We start from the raw sequence: 19,885 nt of genomic DNA on the forward strand, positions 1-19,885 counted from the left end.
GTTTAAGCACCCCGCCTATATGAGGATGGAGGATAATGCTGATGAATAAAGGATTCGATAAGGCCACATTCAAGCGGAGCGTCATAGACAATGTTAAGAACATGTTCCGCAGGACCATTGATGAAGCCACGCCGCAGCAGGTGTTCCAGGCGGTTGCGTTTGCAGTAAAGGACGTCATTATAGACGAGTGGATCGCATCCCACAAGGAATACGAGAAAAAGGACGTTAAGACAGTGTATTATCTGTCCATGGAGTTTTTGATGGGCCGGGCCCTGGGCAACAATATTATCAATATCTGTGCCCATGATGAAATCAAGGAAGTATTGGATGAACTGGGATTTGATCTGAATATGATCGAGGACCAGGAACCGGATGCAGCCCTTGGCAACGGCGGTCTGGGCCGCCTGGCCGCATGTTTCCTGGATTCCCTTGCAACTCTGGGTTATCCGGCTTACGGGTGCGGGATCCGTTACCGTTACGGTATGTTTAAACAGAAGATTGAGAATGGGTACCAGATCGAGGTGCCGGATGAGTGGCTGAAGGACGGCAACCCCTTTGAGATCCGCCGCCCGGAATACGCCCAGGAGGTCAAGTTCGGGGGATATGTGCGCATTGAGAATGTGGGAGGCGTGAACCATTTTGTGCAGGACGGTTACCAGACCGTGCGTGCGGTGCCCTATGACCTGCCGGTGATCGGCTATGGCAACAATGTGGTGAATACCCTTCGTATCTGGGATGCGGAACCGGTGAATACATTTAACCTGGATTCCTTTGACCGGGGAGATTACCAGAAGGCAGTGGAGCAGGAAAATCTGGCAAAAACCATTGTGGAGGTCCTCTACCCCAATGACAACCACTACGCGGGCAAGGAGCTGCGCCTGAAACAGCAGTATTTCTTTATTTCCGCCAGTGTACAGCGGGCAATTACAAAATATAAGGAGAAACACGAGGACATCCGCAAGTTCCATGAAAAGGTGGTGTTCCAGCTGAACGATACCCACCCCACAGTTGCCATACCGGAACTGATGCGTATCCTTTTGGACGAGGAAGGGCTGACATGGGAGGAGGCATGGGATGTAACCACCAGGACATGTGCCTATACCAACCACACCATTATGTCGGAGGCCCTGGAGAAGTGGCCCATTGAGCTGTTCTCACGCCTGCTTCCGCGTATTTACCAGATCGTGGAGGAGATCAACCGCAGGTTCCAGAACCAGATCCAGTCCATGTACCCGGGCAACCAGGATAAACTGCGCAGCATGTCCATCATTTATGACGGTCAGGTGAAGATGGCATACATGGCCATTGCGGCCAGCTTTTCCGTGAACGGTGTTGCCAGACTGCATACAGAGATCTTAAAGAACCAGGAACTGAAGGATTTTTACCAGATGATGCCTGAAAAGTTTAATAACAAGACAAACGGCATTACACAGAGAAGGTTCCTGCTTCACGGCAATCCCCTTCTGGCCGACTGGGTCACCTCCAAGATCGGGGATGAGTGGATCACAGACCTTCCGCATATCAAGAAGCTGGAGATCTATGCCGATGATGAGAAGTGCCAGCAGGAATTCCTGAATATCAAGTACCAGAATAAAATACGCCTTGCGAAATACATCAAGGAGCACAACGGGATCGATGTGGATCCGCGCTCCATCTTTGATGTGCAGGTAAAGAGACTTCATGAGTATAAGCGCCAGCTGATGAACATACTTCATGTGATGTACCTGTATAACCAGCTAAAGGATAACCCGGAGATGGATATGGTACCCAGGACCTTTATCTTTGGCGCAAAGGCCGCCGCCGGTTATAAGCGGGCCAAACTCACCATCAAGCTGATCAACTCCGTGGCGGATGTGATCAACAATGACAAATCCATCGGGGGCAAGATCAAGGTGGTGTTTATCGAGAATTACCGCGTATCCAACGCAGAACTCATCTTTGCGGCAGCTGATGTAAGTGAGCAGATCTCCACGGCCAGTAAGGAGGCATCCGGCACGGGCAACATGAAGTTTATGCTCAACGGTGCCCTGACCCTGGGCACCATGGACGGAGCCAATGTGGAGATCGTGGAGGAAGTGGGCCAGGAATATGCCTTTATCTTCGGCATGTCCTCAGATGAGGTGATCAATTACGAGAATAACGGCGGATATTACCCCATGGATATTTTCAACAATGACCAGGAGATCCGCAGGGTGCTGATGCAGCTGATCAACGGCTACTATGCGCCTGACAACCCAGAACTGTTCCGGGATATCTACAATTCCCTTCTGAATACAAAGAGCAGCGACAAGGCGGACACCTACTTTATCCTGAAGGATTTCCGTTCCTACGCCCAGGCCCACGAAAGGGTGGATCAGGCATTCAGGAACGAGAAGTGGTGGGCAAAGGCAGCGATCCTCAACATTTCAGGCAGCGGTAAGTTTACCTCGGACAGAACCATTGAGGAGTATGTAAGGGATATCTGGCACCTTGAAAAGGTGACAGTGGAAATGTAATACATTCCGGTGCTGCTGTGCGGTACTGAATATGCTCCGGCAAGCCTGAAACATGGAGGCAGCCGGGGCATTTCTGTAAAAGCAGGATACGGGAAGGAGAGGACGATAAAAATGAAGATACGCGATATACTGGCTCAGGGAAGGCCCACCCTGTCTTTTGAGGTGTTTCCTCCCAAAACAGAGGATGCCTATGATACGGTGGAGCGGGCAGCTGCAAAGATTGCAACGCTGAAGCCTGATTTTATGAGTGTTACATACGGGGCAGGCGGAGGGACCAGCGATTATACGGTGGGGATCGCTTCCGATATACAAAAATCAGGGGTGACACCCCTGGCCCATCTCACCTGTGTGTCATCCACGCGGGATAAGGTACACTCCGTGCTGGAGGAACTGAAAAACCACGGCATTGAAAATGTACTGGCCCTGAGGGGAGACATTCCGGCTGACGGCCGGACTCCGCGGGAATACCATTACGCTTCGGAACTGATCCATGAGATCAAGCAGTCGGGGGATTTCTGTATTGGGGCCGCCTGTTACCCGGAGGGCCATGTGGAATCAGCCAACAAATCCGTGGACATGGATTATCTCAAGGAGAAGGTGGAGGCCGGCTGCGATTTTGTGACCACCCAGATGTTTTTTGACAACAGCATCCTTTACAGCTATCTGTACCGCATCAGGGAAAAGGGGATCACGGTTCCTGTGATCGCGGGGATCATGCCGGTGACCAGCGCCAAACAGATCAAACGCATTACCCAGATGTCGGGCACTTACCTGCCTTCCAGGTTCCTGGCCATTGTGGACAAATTCGGAGATAACCCTGCAGCCATGAAGCAGGCAGGGATCGCATATGCCACGGACCAGATCATTGACCTGATCGCCAACGGCGTCAGGGGAATCCACGTTTACTCTATGAATAAGCCGGATGTGGCCATGAAGATCAGGGAAAATCTTTCTGAGATACTGTAGAGGCAGGGAGTTTTAGTCGGAGGGAACGATGAATACAGAAGACATTGACCGGGGGGAAGTGCTCCGGTATCTGGGTTATGGGAGACATGAGGCGGATCAGGCCGTGATGGGTCTGGTGGAGGAGTGTATCGCACAGCTGTTAAAGGAAGCCCAGCCACGCTGTCTGTACAGGGAGTATCCTTTGATCCTGGGGCCGGAGGGCGCGGTGGACGGCGGCTGTTTCCAGACCGTGAGCAGGAATCTGTCAAGGAATCTGAGGGACTGCGGCCAGATCATTGTGTTTGCCGCCACCCTGGGTACGGGAGCGGACCATCTGATCCAGAAATACAACAAACTTCAGATGAGCAAGGCGGTGATCATGCAGGCGACTGCCACGGCCATGATAGAGGAATACTGCGACCAGGTGTGTACGGGCATTAGGGAGGAGTATGAATCCGGGGACCGGTATCTGCGGCCCAGATTCAGCCCCGGGTACGGGGACTTTCCCCTGGACTGCCAGCAGAGGCTGTTGGACAGCCTGGAGGCAGGCAAAAGGATCGGGATCAAGCTGACGGACAGCCTTCTTATGATGCCGTCCAAATCAGTGACAGCAGTGATGGGAGTCAGCAAGAAGCCTTACCGCTGCGATGTGAAGGGCTGCGAATCCTGCGGGAAAAGGGATTGTCTTTACAGGCGGTGAGCCGGGGACGAATGGGAATCATGAAGATTGAATCAGGCAAAGGGGATATTATAATGATACGTTTTAACTGTGATTACAGCGAGGGCGCACATGAGCGCATTTTAAACAAACTGATGGAGACAAACCTGGAGCAGACTCCGGGATACGGGGAAGACCCCTATTGTGAGGAGGCTGCCGCGATCATCAGGGAGCTTTGTCAAAAGGAAGATGCCGGCGTCCACTTTCTGGTGGGCGGCACCCAGGCTAATGCCACAGTAATCGCATCCGCCCTCAGACCCCACCAGGGTGTGGCGGGAGCCGTGACCGCCCACATCAATGTACATGAGACGGGGGCAGTAGAGGCAACCGGGCATAAGGTCCTTTCGCTGCCCTCCGCTGACGGCAAGATCACTGCGTCCCAGGTGGAGGAACTGTACCTGGCCCATATTAACGATGAAAGCTTTGAGCATATGGTGCAGCCGGGAATGGTATATATATCCAATCCCACGGAGCTGGGGACCATCTACACAAGGGCTGAGCTGGAAGCTCTTTACAGGGTGTGCAGAACATGGGGCCTGTACCTGTTTGTGGACGGCGCCCGTCTGGCATACGGACTGGCGGCAGAGGGCAATGATGTGGATCTTAAGGTTCTGGCTTCCAACTGTGACGTGTTCTACATTGGGGGAACCAAGGTGGGCGCCCTGTTCGGTGAAGCGGTGGTGATCACCAATGAGGAGCTGAAAAAGGATTTCCGCTACCACATTAAGCAGAGAGGCGGAATGCTGGCAAAGGGAAGGCTTCTGGGGATCCAGTTTGGAGAACTGCTGCGGGACGGTCTGTACATGGAACTGGGACGCCATGGGGACAGGATGGCGGATAAGATCAGAAAGGCATGCCGGGACAAAGAGATTCCCTTCCTGGTGACCAATACCACCAACCAGGTATTTCCCATTATGCCTGATGCCCTGTTGGAGCAATGGAAGGATAAATACAGCTATACCAACCAGGGCCGGGTGGATGAGACCCACACGGCCATCCGGCTTTGTACCAGCTGGGTTACCAGCGAGGAGCATGTGGATGCCCTGGTAAAGGATATATTAAACAGCTAACACCTGGAGTGTATTTGGAACATGCTCCGGGATGGATACTGCTTGGGAGGAATGACAATGAGACTATTAGAGGAAATGAAAGTACGCCGCCTGTTCTGTGACGGCGGAATGGGAAGCATGCTTCAGGCCCGGGGACTTCAGGCAGGGGAAATGCCTGAGATGTGGAACCTGACCCATCCTGAGATTGTAAGGGATATCCACAGGCAGTACCTGAAGGCAGGGGCTGATATCATGGAAACCAACACCTTTGGAGCCAATGGGCTTAAATATAAGGACAACCTGGAGGAGATCATTACTGCGGCGGTGGGACACGCAAAGGCGGCAGTGGAGGAAGCGGGACATGGCTATGTTGCCCTGGACGTGGGGCCCACGGGAAAACTGTTAAAGCCCCTGGGAGACCTGGACTTTGAGGATGCGGTAAGTCTGTACAAGGAAGTGGTGGCTTACGGTGTTAAGGCCGGGGCCGACCTGGTGTTCATTGCCACAATGAGCGACAGCTATGAGCTGAAAGCGGCGGTGCTGGCTGCAAAGGAAGCCGGGGTGGATCCGGTGACAGGTGAAAATATTCCCGTGTTTACCTCAGTGACCTTTGATGAGAAGGGAAAGCTTCTCACAGGAGGAAATGTGGAATCCACGGTGGCGCTGTTAGAAGGCCTGCGGGTGGATGCCCTGGGAATCAACTGCGGACTGGGACCGGAGCAGATGAAGGGGATCCTGAAGGATATCCTTGAAGTGACTTCCCTTCCTGTTATGGTGAATCCCAATGCCGGACTTCCAAGAAGCGAGAACGGGAAAACGGTCTATGATATCAACGAAGACCAGTTTGCCCAGGTCATGAGGGAGATCGTAGACATGGGAGCCGCCGTGGTGGGAGGATGCTGCGGCACCACTCCGGACCACATACGGGAGACTGTTAAGCTCTGTAAGGACATCCCCGTAAGATGGCCTGAGAAAAAAAGGCGCACGGTTATTTCCTCCTATGCCCAGGCCGTGGTGGTGGACAGGAAAACGGTCATTATCGGGGAGCGGATCAACCCCACGGGCAAATCTAAATTCAAGCAGGCTCTCCGGGACCATAACCTGGAATACATCCTCAGGGAAGGGGTGAGCCAGCAGGACAACGGAGCCGATGTGCTGGATGTGAATGTGGGTCTGCCTGAGATAGATGAGCCTTCCATGATGGAGGAGGTGGTAAAGGAACTTCAAAGCATTATCGATCTTCCGCTGCAGATCGACACCTCCAACATCGAAGCCATGGAGCGGGCCATGAGGGTTTATAACGGCAAGCCTCTGATCAACTCCGTCAACGGAAAGGCGGAGGTTATGAGCCAGGTGTTTCCTCTGGTTGCAAAATACGGCGGCGTTGTGGTGGGATTGTGCCTGGATGAGGGCGGGATCCCGGAGACGGCAGAGGGCCGTATTGCAGTGGGCCGTAAGATCATTGATACAGCTGCGGATTATGGGATCGGGCCGGAAGATATCATACTGGACGGCCTGTGTATGACTGTGAGTTCGGACAGCAGGGGGGCCCTGACCACACTGGAGACCCTGCGGCGCATCCGGGATGAACTGGGGGGCAAATCGGTGCTGGGGGTGTCCAACATTTCCTTTGGCCTTCCCCAGAGAGAGATCATCAATGGGGCCTTTTTTACCATGGCCATGGAGGCCGGGCTGAATGCGGCTATTATCAATCCCAACTCCGAGGCCATGATGCGTGCTTTTTACAGCTTTAATGCCCTGATGGACAGGGATCCCCAGTGCAGCCGGTATATAAGCATCTACAGCGGCCAGGCATCCGGCCTTGGGCGGACCATAGGAAAGAACGGCGCGGGCCAGGCGGCAGGCAACGGCGGCCAGGCGTCCGGCGCATCATCGGCTTTGTCCGGCGGGGAAGATGCCGGAGCGCTCCTTACCTCGGCCATTGAGCGGGGACTGAAGGATGCGGCCCACCAGGCAGTGGGTGTTCTGCTGGAGAAAAGGGATGCCCTGGACATTATCAATGACCACATGATCCCTGCCCTGGACCGGGTGGGCAAAGGGTTTGAAAAGGGAACCGTCTTCCTTCCCCAGCTCCTTATGAGCGCTGAGGCGGCAAAGGCGGCCTTTGAGGTCATTAAGACCAGGATGGACCAAAGCGGTCAGGTGCAGGAGAAAAAAGGCACTGTCATTCTGGCAACCGTTAAAGGCGATATCCATGATATCGGAAAAAACATTGTAAAGGTGCTTTTGGAAAATTACGGGTATGATGTAATGGATCTGGGGAAGGATGTGCCTCCGGAGAGGATCGTGGAGGAGGCTGTAAAGGGAAAGGTTCCCCTTGTGGGGCTCAGCGCCCTTATGACCACCACGGTGCCCAGCATGGAGGAGACCATCCAAAAGCTCAGGGCAACAGCGCCAAACGTCAAGGTGATGGTGGGAGGGGCAGTGCTCACAAAAGAGTATGCCCAGACCATAGGAGCCGACATGTACTGCCGGGACGCCATGGCATCTGTCAATTATGCGGAGAGCATTTTTGTCAGGTAAAAACACAAAAATAAAGCCCCATGGGTTTAGAGACGGGGCAGTTCATAGGATGCGGCGGCACACTGGACCACAGTAGGTGCTGCCGTGTCCTTATTTTGTTCAGGGGGCAGCTCGCGGAAGGAGACCATATTTTTGCCGTGGTTTTTTGCATAATATAGTTCATCATCAGCAGCCTGTACCATATTGGGGTATGTTTCCAGGGAGGTGGGGATGGCGCTGCATATTCCCACACTGATGGTCACATAGGGAGAAATGCTGTGGTTGGCTGAAGGGATCCTTAAGTCGGTTACAGACAACCTGAGACGGTCCGCCACCTGGACGGCGTCCTCCGGTTTGATCCCATACAGGAGGATCTCAAACTCCTCTCCGCCAAAGCGGCAGATCAGATCCTTTTCCTGATGGATGTGGGTGGCCAGCGCATCCGCCACCCGTTTCAGGCATTCATCCCCCGCCACGTGGCCGAATGTGTCATTGTACTGTTTAAAGTAATCAATATCCACCATAATGACAGCCACAGGGATCTGAAGCCGGATGGCCCCGGGCATCAGCGCCTCCAGGCCCAGGGCAAATCCGTTTCTGTTAGGTATATGGGTCAGGGGGTCATTGTCAGCCCTGCTCTGAAGGTAGACCTGTTCGTCACGCGCTTCCCGCAGCATACGCAGGTTGTTTCCGATAATGCGGCAGCGGACCTGGGACAGGAACAGGCTGATAAAGCTGTAAAGGAACAGGTTGGAGTACAGGGCCACCGGCGCCCGCTGTGTCACAAAGGAAGGAAGAGCCAGTCCCGCTGTGACGAATACGGCGGCGGCTGCCTCGGTAAACGTAAAGAAGGGCCCTGCTGCAATATAGATATAGAACATAAGCACACTTTCCGCAGTCATCCTGCTCTTCAGGCAATAATGATTGATCAACAGACAGAATAAGCCAAGCAGTGAGGTGAACACATAGGTATGGTATTGTATCATACGGCGTGTCCTCCGGTTGCGCTCCAATTTGAATATATGTTCACAGTAGAACAGATTGCTTACCATGAACAATAGGAACAGGACGATGGCCATGCTGATGGGTGAGATCAGCCTGTTGCTTATGTCCACGGCCAGGTAACTGACCAGATTCACCAGTTCCAGTACAATGAGGAGAACGGAAAAGTTCAGTGTCTGGCTGATGTTCATGGTCTGGACCGTGTCAAACAGTTCCTGTACATGTCTGAATGTTGTCTCGCATCTGAAAAGCGGAAAAGCTGTACTTATGTTTTTTTTCACATTGTTTAGCATGATGTAATATCCCCTGTCATATAATACTAACTGCCAAATCCCTCTTAACAGCAAACAGGGCGGCGGTTACATAATAATACAAATATATTCACGATGCGCAATGTATATAACTTAAAAAAGTGTAAAGAAGTGCGAAATTTGTCACCATTTTCTGGAAATGTCCCCAATTACTCCCTGACACAGATGGTTATAAATGTGATAATATGGTTTTGTAACAAAAAAGAAATACTTTTGTAATATTCAAGAGAATATTACAAGCACAGAAAGAGAGGACAAACTATGTTACCAATTTCAACAATGGCAGTTGCCGCAATGTTAGGTTCTGCATGCGGTACGAATATGGCAACCATGAATGATTATAATGCAGGGCTTTACAACGGATCCAACAATCCTCAGAATGTATGCTACCAGCACGGAAACCAGGATCTGGACTGCATTCTGTCCCAGATGGGTGTCAGCGCACCGTCCGGTAATTCCTGCAGCGGATTTTCCAACGGAATGGGATTCTAAGCAATCCTTATTGATGTGGAACTGATGTATCTGTAAACGAATACACCTGCAAACCAACAAACTATATATACCTACAAACTTAGATACGAACAAAACTAATATACCTACATAATCATATTCCCTTATAAAATCTCCCCGCCTGTGTCTGTTTCACGGCGGGGGGGTTTTTTGCCCTTCTGCAATAAGAACGCGGCTTCCGGCATAATATATACAGAAAATTAATTCCCATTTGGCGGTCCATGGGTTACAATGATCCGGATAATGGAAAAAAAGGAGTCTGAGAATGAATAGAGATCATCTGATTACGATATTAAAAGGAATGTGGATCGGCGGCACCATGACGGTCCCGGGAGTCAGCGGAGGTTCCATGGCCATGATCATGGGCGTGTATGACAGGCTCATTTCCTCGGTCAGTTCCTTTTTCCGCAATCCGGGAAAGAGCATGTCCTTTCTGGTGCGGTTTGTACTGGGGGCCGGGATCGGGATGGTGGTATTTTCCCGGTTCATCAGTTTTCTTTTTACCACCAGGGCGGATGTGCCTCTTCGGTTCTTCTTTCTGGGAGCTGTGGCTGGGGGAGTGCCCATGATATATAAGGAAGCGGGAATTAAAAGGATCAGTTTGGGAGCAGTGGCCTATCCTGTCATAGGGATCCTGGCCGTTGTGATACTGGCCCTGCTTCCTACCGGTCTGTTTGAACCAAACGGCAGCTTTGGCATAGGCGCAGCGCTCATTCAGCTGGCCGGGGGGATCATCATAGCGGTGGGCCTGGTGCTGCCCGGGATCAGTGTTTCCCAGATGCTCTACATGCTGGGAATCTATGAGGGGATCATTAAAAATATAAGCACCCTGAACATATTGCCCCTGATTCCCCTGGGAGCAGGCGTGGTGGGAGGGATCTTCCTGACCACCAAGGTGCTGGAACAGCTGATGGAGCGCCATCCCCAGCCCACCTATCTGATCATCTTAGGTTTTATGTTCGGGTCCCTGCCCGAACTGTTTCCGGGCATTCCTTCAGGCTCGGATATGGCGTACAGCATCCTGTGTGCAGCCCTGGGCTTCGCTGCCCTGTATAAGATGGCGGGGAAGGAAGCCTAGGAATGTCCGCGCGTTCCCAAAGCGTGTCTAAACATCAGTCCACGCGCTCATCACCCCAGAAAAACGCGCCTACGGTTCCGGGACCGGTGTGGGAGCCGATCACGGTTCCTATGTCCATAATGGGCGGCGCTCCGTTCAGATGGGGAAAAGTCTCTTTGATCAGGGAAGCCACGGCCTGGGCATCGTCAGGGCAGGAGGAGTGGCAGATGAAACATTTCCCTGAATAACCTGTCTTGTCCTGGGCATGGGTCTTCATGCGTTCCACCAATTCCTTTATGACTTTTTTCTTGCCCCGGCACTTGTCCCGGGGGATCAGCTTGCCCTCGTGATCTATGTTCATCAGGGGGCAGATATTCAACATGTTGCCGAAAAAGGCTGCAGAGACTGAGATTCTTCCGCCTCTCCTTAAATGGGTCAGGTCCGTGGTGAAGAACCAGCCCTGCAGCCTTAATTTATGTTCCTTGATCCAGGTGACCAGTTCCTCATAGCCGGTCCCTGCCTGCATTTTTTCCCAGGCAGTGTCCAGAAGGAGGCCATAGCCAACAGATGCCTGCAGTGAATCAATAACCTCGATCCGCCGGTCAGGATAGCGCTCCTGCATCTCATCCCTGGCTATGACAGCCGAATTATAGGTTCCTGAGATTCCGGTGGACAGGGTCAGATGGATGATATCCTTCCCCTCCCTAAGGATGGGATCAAACATGGCCTCATACTGTTCGGGATTTACCTGGGAGGTGGTGGGCATGGCGCCATCCCGGATCCTTTGATAAAAATCCTCAATGGCAATGGACTTTCCCAGATCATCATCGTACTCTTTATCTTCCATCCGGAAATGGAAGCAGGCATAGGGGATCTCCCGTTCTGCCAGGTATTGCTCAGGCATGTCAGCAGTGGAACAGCAGGTTATTACATATGAAGTTGTCATAATGTGCTCCTTTTAATAAGTCAATGGTTGACGTGTTTTATGGACAAAGTATAGCATGGTGCAGGGGATAGTGTCAAATAAATACAGCTGGCTGCGGGCTGCGGACGGATAAACAGGATATGTGTAAGAGGACAGGGCTTGTACTGGTAAAACGAGGAAAATTGTGCTATGATGTACTTTGTGCTGTGATACAGGGCGTATTTGTGTTGTGACACCCTGGAGTATACGAATGGAAAGGAATGGCAATCATAATGTATAAATGCTGTATATTTGATCTGGATGGAACATTGGTAAATTCCATATATGCCATACAAAAATCCGTGGATCTCACCCTGGAACAGTGGGGGATGAGGCCGGTATCCGTGGAGGAGTGCAAGGTTTTTGTGGGGGATGGATATAAGAAGCTTTTGGAGCGGGCGCTGAAGGCATGCGGGGATGAAGGGCTGGATCATTACCAGGAGGCCCTGGAACAATATCCGGATATTTTTAAAGGGTGCTGCATGTACCGTGTGGACGCCTATGACGGGATCAGGGAAATGCTGGCATTTTTAAATGAACATAACATCCTATCCGCAGTGCTTTCCAACAAACCCCACCCCAGGACGCTGGACAATGTGGAGGGCGTGTTTGGAAAAGGCTGCTTTGACCTGGTGTATGGGGAGAGGGAGGATAAGGGAATCAGGAAAAAACCGGCCCCGGATGGAGTCTGGGCCATTATGAAGGAGCTGGGGGTGACCGGGGAAGAGGTGCTGTATCTGGGAGATACCAATACGGACATGCGTACCGGGAAACATGCCGGTGTGGACACAGTGGGCGTTACCTGGGGATTCAGGGACAGGAAGGAACTGGAGGAGTTTGCTCCCAGGTTTGTTGTGGACCATCCATCCCAGGTGATACAGATTATAAAGGATGTGAACGGGATTGGACAGGAATAAATCGGGCAGGCTAAAAGTGCTGGTCTGGATCATGGCAGTTTTGACAATCGCCGAGATAGTTCTTGGGATATGGGGGGCAAGGGGCAGGAGAGGGATGGAGCAGGCGGCGGAAAAAAGGGATGACAGGCTGTGTGTGGTCACCACCATTTTCCCCTACTATGATTTTGTGCGCCAGATCGCAGGGGACAGGGTGGATCTGAAGCTGATCGTCCCGGCCGGCATGGACAGCCACTCCTTTGAACCCACCCCGGCCGATATGATCGCCATGCAGGAAGCGGACGTTATAGTATTTAACGGCGGGGAGATGGAGCACTGGGTGGACCAGGTCCTGGACTCCCTGGATACCAGCAATATGGTATTGCTCACCATGATGGATTATGTGGATACAGTGGAAGAGGAGCATGTGGAGGGAATGGAGGACGCCCATGACCACGGAGCAGAGGACCATGAACACGGGGATGAGGCAGACATCCATATGGAGGATGCCCACCGGTTTGAAGCCGATGGCCATGAGATGGAGATAGAGTATGATGAGCATATCTGGACCTCCCCGGTGAATGCCCAGGCCATTGTAAAGATCATAAGCCAGACCCTTCAGGAGGCGGATCCGCAGGGGAGCAGCTTTTACCAGGAAAATACAGATGCATATGTCAAGGATCTGAAGGATCTGGATGGAAGGTTCAGGCAGGTGGTTTCCCAGGCAAGAAACCATATGATTGTGGTGGCGGACAAATTCCCTTTCCGGTATTTTGCAGATGAGTACGGACTCACCTACAGGGCTGCATTTTCAGGCTGCAGCACGGATACGGAGCCCAGCGCCAAGACCATTGCCTATCTCATAGACAAGGTGAGGGAAGAGGGGATCGGGGCAGTGTACTATCTGGAACTGTCAAGCCACCGCACGGCGGAGATCATCAGTGAGGAGACCGGGGCAGCGCCCCTCCTTCTACATTCCTGCCACAATGTGGCCAGAAGACAGTTTGATGAAGGGGTAACCTATCTCCAGCTGATGAACCGGAACGTGGAGAATCTCCGCATAGGGCTGGAGTAGCTGCGCCATGGGGATGCAGACTGCCTGCCCGGCAGTACAACGGAAGAAATAAAAAAGAGGTATGAGATGACACCTTTGATAAAATGTGAACATGTAGATTTTGGATATGATAACCAGGATGCGGTGGTGGACGTGAATATGGAAGTCAACCCCGGCGATTACCTGTGTATTGTGGGGGAAAATGGTTCAGGCAAGAGTACCCTGATGAAAGGACTCCTGGGGCTTTTAAAGCCCACGGCAGGAAGGCTTGAGGTGGCGGATGACTTAAAACGCACGGGGATCGGCTATCTGCCCCAGCAGACCGCTGCCCAGAAGGATTTTCCGGCCACGGTATATGAGGTGGTGCTCAGCGGCTGCCTCAGCAAAAGGGGGCGGCTGCCCTTTTACTCCAGAGCTGAAAAGGATATAGCGGACCGGAACCTGGAAAAGCTGGGTATTACCCCTCTTAGGGATCAGTGTTACCGGGAATTGTCGGGAGGGCAGCAGCAGAGGGTGCTGATCGCCAGGGCGCTTTGCGCCACCACAGAACTGCTGATCCTGGATGAACCCATCACCGGGCTGGATCCCATGGCGATCCAGGAGTTTTATACAATGCTGCGCAGGCTGAACCGCGAGGACGGGGTGGCCATTCTCATGGTTTCCCATGATTTGAGAAATGCGGTGGAGGAGGCCAATAAGATCCTCCACCTTCAAAAGCGGGTCATGTTCTACGGACCTGCCCATGATTATATGAACAGTAAGGCGGCAGGCCACTTCTTCCATGAGAAGGAGCAGGGAAAATGCAAGCCCACGGCGGGCTGCCATGTTCTAAACGTTCACGTACACAGGGAGGAAGAGTCATGAGTGTGATCAGCGAGATGTTATCTTACCCCTTCCTGGTGCGGGCCCTTGTGGGCGGAATGCTGGTGTCCCTGTGCGCCTCCCTTTTGGGAGTGAGCCTGGTGCTGAAGCGGTATTCCATGATCGGGGACGGGCTTTCCCATGTGTCCTTTGGAGCCTTATCCATTGCCCTGGCCATGGGCTGGTCACCGCTTAAGGTGTCCATTCCCGTGGTGGTGCTGGCCGCATTCTTCCTCCTTCGGATCACGGAGAACAGCAGGATCAAAAGTGACGCGGCCATTGCTCTGATCTCAGCCAGCGCGCTGGCCATCGGTATCATCGTCACATCCCTTACCACAGGGCTTACCACGGATGTGAGCAGCTATATGTTCGGAAGCATCCTGGCCATGAGCCGGGAGGATGTGGTGCTCAGCGCAGTGCTGTCCCTGGTGGTGCTGATCCTGTTTGCGGTGTGCTATAACAAGATATTCGCAGTGACGTTTGATGAGAATTTTGCAAAAGCCACTGGTGTAAATGTGGGCTTTTATAATGTGGTCATTGCCGTGCTCACAGCGGTTACCATTGTACTGGGGATGCGTATGATGGGGGCCATGCTGATCTCCAGCCTGATCATATTCCCATGCCTCTCATCCATGCGGGTGTTTAAAAGCTTCGGGGGCGTGGTGGTGTCATCGGGCATCCTTTCCGTACTGTGCTTTTTAATAGGGATGACTGCATCCTACCAGTTCTCAACACCTGCGGGCGCCAGTGTGGTGGTGGCCAATCTTCTGGTGTTTATGCTGTTTATGGCATGGCAGTCCCTGAGCAGGCTGCGGGCCTGAGAAAATAATATGTGTGAACAGTTGGCGGTAGACATACCATGGAACAAGTGATACAATGCTGTTCAGTGGGAAGGATTTCCATGAAAATGCCTCTGCCATGTTCTGTAAACGCGCACATGGGAGACTGAATGAGGGGAACATGAAAGAGAAGTTATTTGAATCAAAACCAAAGCATTACCGACTAAAAAAACACATATCCCAGACGCAGTTTATCGCCTATGGGTTTTTCCTGATCATCATGACAGGCACCTTTCTTCTGATGCTGCCCATATCCAGCAGGGATGGACAGAGCGAGCCTTTTCTTAACTGTCTGTTTACCGCCACCAGCGCGTCCTGCGTTACCGGCCTGGTGGTGGCGGATACGTGGACCCAGTGGAGCATGTTTGGACAGGTACTGCTGCTGATCATGATCCAGCTGGGAGGACTTGGATTCATCAGTATCGGCATCTTTCTCTCCATTGTGCTCAGGCGTAAGATCGGCCTGAAGGAGCGGGGGCTGATGGAGGAGAGCGTGAACACGCTGCAGATCGGCGGTATGGTCAAGCTGGCCAGAAGGATCATTATGGGTACGGCCATCTTTGAGGGGGCGGGTGCTGTTATACTGTCACTGCGGTTCATCCCGCAATACGGCTTGTTCCGCGGGATCTGGTATGGGATCTTCCACTCCATCTCAGCCTTCTGTAATGCTGGTTTTGACCTGATGGGACATGCTGAGCAGTACAGCTCCCTGTGCGGTTACACGGGGGACTGGGTGGTCATAGGCACCATCTCGGCCCTGATCATCATTGGCGGTATCGGATTTATCGTGTGGGATGATCTGTATAGGAAGAAATGGGATTTCCGCCACTACATGCTGCACACCAAGATCGTTCTGGTGACAACAGCCACGCTTCTGGCAGTGAGCACCGTGCTGTTTTATCTCATGGAGCGGGATAATATCCTTGTGGGCATGAGCGGGTCTGAGAAGTTCTGGGCCTGTTTTTTCAGCGCGGTAACGCCCAGGACAGCGGGTTTTAACAATGTGGACACGGCTGCGCTCACAGACGGCAGCAAGTTTATGACAGCTATTTTGATGTTTATCGGAGGAAGCCCGGGGTCCACGGCAGGCGGAATCAAGACCAGTACGCTGGCAGTCCTGCTTTTATATGTACACTCCAATATCCGCCAGACCTACGGTGTGGAGATATTTGGCCGCAGGCTTCAGGACGAGTCCATCCGGCAGTCGGCCTGCATCCTTACCATTAATTTAAGCCTGATGCTGACAGCCACTATTTTGATCATGGTGTTCCAGAACCTGCCCATGTCCGATGTGTTTTTTGAGACATGTTCGGCCATCGGCACTTCCGGCATGAGCACGGGAGTGACCAGAAGCCTGAATACATTTTCAAGGATCGTCATTATACTGCTGATGTACTGCGGGCGGATCGGAAGTTTGTCCTTTGCGCTGGCATTTACCAGGTCCAGCCGTAAGCCCCATGTGCAGCTGCCTGCCGAGCGGATCACCATCGGATAACAGGTCCCGTAAAGGCGGGACGGAGCATCAGAAAAAGAGAGAGGTATCTATCTATGAAATCAATTCTTATTATTGGAATCGGAAGATTTGGACAGCATCTGTGTGAGAATCTGGCAAAGCATGATAACCAGATCATGGCAGTGGATATATCAGAGGAAAAGCTGGAGCCCATCCTGCCCTATGTGGTCAGCGCCAAGATCGGAGACTGTACCAATGAGGCGGTGTTAAAGAGCCTGGGGGTTGGGAATTTCGACATCTGCTTTATCTGCATTGGGAATAATTTCCAGAACAGTCTGGAGGTGACCAGCATGATCAAGGAAATGGGAGCAAAATACGTTGTGAGCAAGGCCAACCGCAATATCCATGCAAGGCTTCTGCTTAAAAACGGGGCCGACCAGGTGGTCTATCCGGACCGGGATGTGGCTGAGAAGACGGCTGTGCGCTACAGCGGCAACAATGTGTTTGACTATACGGAGCTGGCTGACGGCATATCCATCTTTGAGATCCGTCCCCTGGATTCCTGGGTCGGGAAATCCATCAAGGATCTGAATATACGGCGGGTCTACGGTATTTCCATCATCGCCTTAAAACAGAGCAGCGGCCACATGAAATTTATGCCGGGCGCCGACTATGTGATCGAGGACGGCATTCATCTTATGGTGATCGGTAACCAGGAGGATGCGGAGCGGATTGTCAAAAAGCTGAGTTAAGGTTAAGGCCAGCTGTTAGAAACGGTCAACGATCATAAAACATCAATGATCATAAACGGTCAACGATCATAAAACATGCTGCGGTGTGAAACCTGCGGTATCTGTTTTCAGCCGGTATTGATCCGGGACGGTTAAGGCTGATGAATAGATGCCGCAGGTTTTTTAACGCTATAATTGTTAAAATATATACAATCATGATCTGTAAAAAGGGAAGAACCTTATTGCTGGTATAAGGTTTTTTTGGTATAATTATTCCATAAATTTGCGGTATTGTCTGGATGAGTTATATATAATACATAATTATGGAGAGGTGATCAGTGTGAAAGAACTGTCAATAGGACAGATGGCCAGGCTGAACGGGGTGTCGGAACAGGCATTGCGGCTTTACGACAAGGTGGGGCTGTTTTCACCCATGTACCGGGACAGGGAGAATGGATACCGCTATTACGATATCCGCCAGAGCGCCCAGCTGGACATGATCCAGCACATGAAAGCCCTGGGCATGTCCCTTAAGGATATCAGGGAGCAGATGAAGCATTTTGACCCGGATATGCTGAGGAATATCCTGTACCGGAACCTGGATGCCATTGACCAGAAGGCTCAGGAGCTGATGTACCGGAGAAGGGCCATCGAGCGCACCCTGGAGAGCTATGAGTGGTATGAAAATGCCCCTCCGGACGGCACCATTGTGCTGGAATATATTCCCCGCAGGCTGACCTACATGACAGATTCCGGAGTAAACTTCTATGATTATGGGATTGACGTGTATGAGAAAATACTCAGGGAGCTGAAAAAGAACCTGATCGCCAACCAGCTGTCCCCCATTTACTTTTATAATGCAGGCACTGTGATGAAAAAAGAAGCCCTGTTAGCCGGCCGGTTCTGCTCCACGGAAATCTTTGTTCTGGTGGATAAGGGATTTGTAAAGGAAAGTCTCATAACCCAGATACCGGCCAGCACGTATCTGTGCATTTACTGCAACAGTTTTGACAAGGAGAAGGATTATATAGAGCGGCTTCTTGAGGAAATACGAACCAGGGAATACCGGATCACAGGGGACTATATCTGCGAGGTGGTGGCGGAGGTGCCCATGGATATGCAGGAGCGGGGGATGTTCCTGCGGCTTCAGGTGCCTGTATCCCTGAGGGCAAAAGACGTATAAAAACCACTATTGACTCCATACCTTGTATAAGCCTTATAATAATGGCAGAAACTATTGATGCCCTTGGACTTTGAGGGCAATGAGAGCTAAGATACAGGAAAGGGGTCAAATATCATGATGAATTGCGAAAAAATCCGTGTGGTACAGTATGGCTGTGGAAAGATGGCAAAATATATCCTGCGCTATCTGTATGAAAAAGGGGCTGAGATCGTAGGGGCAATTGACGTGAATCCCGCTGTGGTGGGAATGGACGTGGGGGATTTTGCGGGCATTGGATGCAAGCTGGGAGTGACCATCCGTGATGATGCGGATGCGGTCCTGGATGAGTGTGATGCCGACATTGCAGTGGTAACCCTGTTCAGCTTCATGGAGGATGTATATCCCCATTTTGAAAAATGTGTATCCAGGGGCATCAATGTGGTAACCACCTGTGAGGAGGCGATCTATCCATGGACCACGGCATCCTCCATCACAAACAAACTGGATAAGCTGGCAAAAGAAAATAACTGCACCATCGTGGGCGCAGGTATGCAGGATATATATTGGATCAACATGATCGGTTGTGTGGCCGGGGGCGTGCACCGCATTGACCGGATTGAGGGCGCTACCAGCTACAATGTGGAGGATTACGGACTGGCATTGGCAGAGGCCCATGGAGTGGGTCTGACACCGGAGGAGTTTGAGGCAAAGATTGCCCATCCTGAGACGCTGGAGCCCTGCTATGTGTGGAACTCCAATGAAGCCCTGTGCAACAAGATGGGATGGACCATTAAATCCCAGACCCAGAAATGTGTACCCTATTTTTACCCCACGGATCTTTATTCCGAGACCATGGGATACACCATTCCAAAGGGCAACTGTATTGGTATGAGCGCAGTGGTAACCACCGAGACCTTCCAGGGACCTGTGATTGAGACACAGTGCATCGGAAAGGTATATGGGCCGGATGACGGCGACCTGTGCGACTGGAAGATCATAGGGGAGCCGGAGACCACATTCTTTGTGAAGAAACCGGCCACTGTGGAGCACACCTGCGCCACGGTTGTAAACCGTATTCCTAGCATTCTCAATGCGCCGGCCGGATATATCACCGTTGAAAAGCTGGAGGACGTGGAGTATCTGTCCTACCCGATGCACATGTATCTGGATTTCTGATCAAAGGAATCCTCCTTAAGATATTGAACGGATCAGTCTGTCTGGACAGGCGGGGAACGCACCCCGCCTGTCTTCTTTTGTTGTGCGCAGGCCCTGTTTGTGAGAATGATTCATCACAAGATGTCTTGACTTTAGGCGGCTA

Annotated in this window: 17 protein-coding genes; 15 read left to right on the plus strand and 2 right to left on the minus strand. The window is 51.9% G+C overall.

All coding sequences use genetic code 11. The annotated features are described in order from the left end of the window. Positions 1 to 41: 41 nt before the first annotated feature. The 5 genes from CLFS41_RS12295 to CLFS41_RS12315 all read left to right on the plus strand — a co-directional run bounded on the left by CLFS41_RS12295 (position 42) and on the right by CLFS41_RS12315 (position 7,751). The gene (locus tag CLFS41_RS12295) at positions 42 to 2,495 is read left to right on the plus strand and encodes a glycogen/starch/alpha-glucan phosphorylase (RefSeq protein ID WP_007858803.1); all 2,454 of its coding nucleotides are present in this window, start codon (positions 42 to 44) and stop codon (positions 2,493 to 2,495) included. A gap of 111 nt (positions 2,496 to 2,606) precedes the next feature. After that, entirely contained in the window at positions 2,607 to 3,461 is an 855-nt protein-coding gene (gene metF / locus CLFS41_RS12300; RefSeq protein ID WP_007858801.1) for a methylenetetrahydrofolate reductase [NAD(P)H], read from the plus strand. 28 nt (positions 3,462 to 3,489) lie between these two features. Further along, a complete protein-coding gene (locus CLFS41_RS12305; protein ID WP_045092458.1) occupies positions 3,490 to 4,140 on the plus strand; it encodes a vitamin B12 dependent-methionine synthase activation domain-containing protein in 651 nt (216 codons plus the stop codon). A gap of 53 nt (positions 4,141 to 4,193) precedes the next feature. Beyond that, positions 4,194 to 5,228 carry an aminotransferase class I/II-fold pyridoxal phosphate-dependent enzyme gene (locus CLFS41_RS12310; RefSeq protein WP_040415384.1) on the plus strand — a complete coding sequence of 345 codons (1,035 nt, stop codon included), beginning with the start codon at positions 4,194 to 4,196 and terminating at the stop codon, positions 5,226 to 5,228. Positions 5,229 to 5,285: 57 nt separating this feature from the next. Continuing rightward, on the plus strand, positions 5,286 to 7,751 hold the full coding sequence (locus CLFS41_RS12315) for a homocysteine S-methyltransferase family protein (protein ID WP_045092459.1): 2,466 nt from the start codon (positions 5,286 to 5,288) through the stop codon (positions 7,749 to 7,751). 26 nt (positions 7,752 to 7,777) lie between these two features. Here the strand turns inward: CLFS41_RS12315 and CLFS41_RS12320 are convergent, their stop codons facing one another. Then, complete coding sequence (locus CLFS41_RS12320; protein ID WP_045092460.1) at positions 7,778 to 9,025, minus strand: diguanylate cyclase; 1,248 nt, start codon at positions 9,023 to 9,025, stop codon at positions 7,778 to 7,780. Positions 9,026 to 9,304: 279 nt separating this feature from the next. Between CLFS41_RS12320 and CLFS41_RS12325 the strand changes: the two genes are divergently transcribed. Both CLFS41_RS12325 and CLFS41_RS12330 read left to right on the plus strand, forming a co-directional pair. After that, on the plus strand, positions 9,305 to 9,535 hold the full coding sequence (locus CLFS41_RS12325; protein WP_007858791.1) for a hypothetical protein: 231 nt from the start codon (positions 9,305 to 9,307) through the stop codon (positions 9,533 to 9,535). Between the two features lie 283 nt (positions 9,536 to 9,818). Beyond that, the gene (locus CLFS41_RS12330; protein ID WP_045092461.1) at positions 9,819 to 10,631 is read left to right on the plus strand and encodes a DUF368 domain-containing protein; all 813 of its coding nucleotides are present in this window, start codon (positions 9,819 to 9,821) and stop codon (positions 10,629 to 10,631) included. A 34-nt stretch (positions 10,632 to 10,665) separates the two neighbouring features. Here the strand turns inward: CLFS41_RS12330 and CLFS41_RS12335 are convergent, their stop codons facing one another. Then, positions 10,666 to 11,556 (minus strand): DegV family protein, encoded by an 891-nt coding sequence (locus CLFS41_RS12335; protein WP_045092462.1) that lies wholly within the window; start codon positions 11,554 to 11,556, stop codon positions 10,666 to 10,668. 239 nt (positions 11,557 to 11,795) lie between these two features. On the opposite strand from CLFS41_RS12335, the gene CLFS41_RS12340 reads away from it, so the two are divergent. The 8 genes from CLFS41_RS12340 to CLFS41_RS12375 all read left to right on the plus strand — a co-directional run bounded on the left by CLFS41_RS12340 (position 11,796) and on the right by CLFS41_RS12375 (position 19,743). After that, positions 11,796 to 12,491, plus strand: coding sequence for an HAD family hydrolase (locus CLFS41_RS12340; protein ID WP_330363637.1), 696 nt, complete (start codon positions 11,796 to 11,798; stop codon positions 12,489 to 12,491). Continuing rightward, entirely contained in the window at positions 12,478 to 13,542 is a 1,065-nt protein-coding gene (locus tag CLFS41_RS12345; RefSeq protein ID WP_007858783.1) for a metal ABC transporter substrate-binding protein, read from the plus strand. The genes CLFS41_RS12340 and CLFS41_RS12345 overlap by 14 nt, the downstream gene beginning before the upstream one ends. Before the next feature lie 66 nt (positions 13,543 to 13,608). Continuing rightward, positions 13,609 to 14,385 carry a metal ABC transporter ATP-binding protein gene (locus tag CLFS41_RS12350; protein WP_007858782.1) on the plus strand — a complete coding sequence of 259 codons (777 nt, stop codon included), beginning with the start codon at positions 13,609 to 13,611 and terminating at the stop codon, positions 14,383 to 14,385. Continuing rightward, a complete protein-coding gene (locus CLFS41_RS12355; RefSeq protein WP_045092463.1) occupies positions 14,382 to 15,203 on the plus strand; it encodes a metal ABC transporter permease in 822 nt (273 codons plus the stop codon). Before CLFS41_RS12350 ends, CLFS41_RS12355 begins: the two co-directional genes overlap by 4 nt. A gap of 139 nt (positions 15,204 to 15,342) precedes the next feature. Then, the gene (locus CLFS41_RS12360; protein ID WP_045092654.1) at positions 15,343 to 16,716 is read left to right on the plus strand and encodes a TrkH family potassium uptake protein; all 1,374 of its coding nucleotides are present in this window, start codon (positions 15,343 to 15,345) and stop codon (positions 16,714 to 16,716) included. Positions 16,717 to 16,769: 53 nt separating this feature from the next. Continuing rightward, the gene (locus CLFS41_RS12365) at positions 16,770 to 17,426 is read left to right on the plus strand and encodes a TrkA family potassium uptake protein (protein WP_007858776.1); all 657 of its coding nucleotides are present in this window, start codon (positions 16,770 to 16,772) and stop codon (positions 17,424 to 17,426) included. 319 nt (positions 17,427 to 17,745) lie between these two features. Further along, on the plus strand, positions 17,746 to 18,588 hold the full coding sequence (locus tag CLFS41_RS12370) for a helix-turn-helix domain-containing protein (protein ID WP_007858773.1): 843 nt from the start codon (positions 17,746 to 17,748) through the stop codon (positions 18,586 to 18,588). A gap of 117 nt (positions 18,589 to 18,705) precedes the next feature. Beyond that, entirely contained in the window at positions 18,706 to 19,743 is a 1,038-nt protein-coding gene (locus CLFS41_RS12375; protein ID WP_347468428.1) for a dihydrodipicolinate reductase, read from the plus strand. The last annotated feature ends 142 nt before the right edge of the window (positions 19,744 to 19,885 follow it).

Source organism: Clostridium sp. FS41 (genome assembly GCF_000954015.1).
Taxonomy (GTDB): domain Bacteria; phylum Bacillota; class Clostridia; order Lachnospirales; family Lachnospiraceae; genus Enterocloster; species Enterocloster citroniae.

Bases quoted from the DNA above. Each gene is read 5' to 3' on its own strand.
- CLFS41_RS12295 (WP_007858803.1), top strand. From the start codon at position 42: ATGAATAAAGGATTCGATAAGGCCACATTCAAGCGGAGCGTCATAGAC.
- metF (WP_007858801.1), top strand. From the start codon at position 2,607: ATGAAGATACGCGATATACTGGCTCAGGGAAGGCCCACCCTGTCTTTT.
- CLFS41_RS12305 (WP_045092458.1), top strand. From the start codon at position 3,490: ATGAATACAGAAGACATTGACCGGGGGGAAGTGCTCCGGTATCTGGGT.
- CLFS41_RS12310 (WP_040415384.1), top strand. From the start codon at position 4,194: ATGATACGTTTTAACTGTGATTACAGCGAGGGCGCACATGAGCGCATT.
- CLFS41_RS12315 (WP_045092459.1), top strand. From the start codon at position 5,286: ATGAGACTATTAGAGGAAATGAAAGTACGCCGCCTGTTCTGTGACGGC.
- CLFS41_RS12320 (WP_045092460.1), bottom strand. From the start codon at position 9,025: ATGCTAAACAATGTGAAAAAAAACATAAGTACAGCTTTTCCGCTTTTC.
- CLFS41_RS12325 (WP_007858791.1), top strand. From the start codon at position 9,305: ATGTTACCAATTTCAACAATGGCAGTTGCCGCAATGTTAGGTTCTGCA.
- CLFS41_RS12330 (WP_045092461.1), top strand. From the start codon at position 9,819: ATGAATAGAGATCATCTGATTACGATATTAAAAGGAATGTGGATCGGC.
- CLFS41_RS12335 (WP_045092462.1), bottom strand. From the start codon at position 11,556: ATGACAACTTCATATGTAATAACCTGCTGTTCCACTGCTGACATGCCT.
- CLFS41_RS12340 (WP_330363637.1), top strand. From the start codon at position 11,796: ATGGCAATCATAATGTATAAATGCTGTATATTTGATCTGGATGGAACA.
- CLFS41_RS12350 (WP_007858782.1), top strand. From the start codon at position 13,609: ATGACACCTTTGATAAAATGTGAACATGTAGATTTTGGATATGATAAC.
- CLFS41_RS12355 (WP_045092463.1), top strand. From the start codon at position 14,382: ATGAGTGTGATCAGCGAGATGTTATCTTACCCCTTCCTGGTGCGGGCC.
- CLFS41_RS12360 (WP_045092654.1), top strand. From the start codon at position 15,343: ATGAAAGAGAAGTTATTTGAATCAAAACCAAAGCATTACCGACTAAAA.
- CLFS41_RS12365 (WP_007858776.1), top strand. From the start codon at position 16,770: ATGAAATCAATTCTTATTATTGGAATCGGAAGATTTGGACAGCATCTG.
- CLFS41_RS12375 (WP_347468428.1), top strand. From the start codon at position 18,706: ATGAATTGCGAAAAAATCCGTGTGGTACAGTATGGCTGTGGAAAGATG.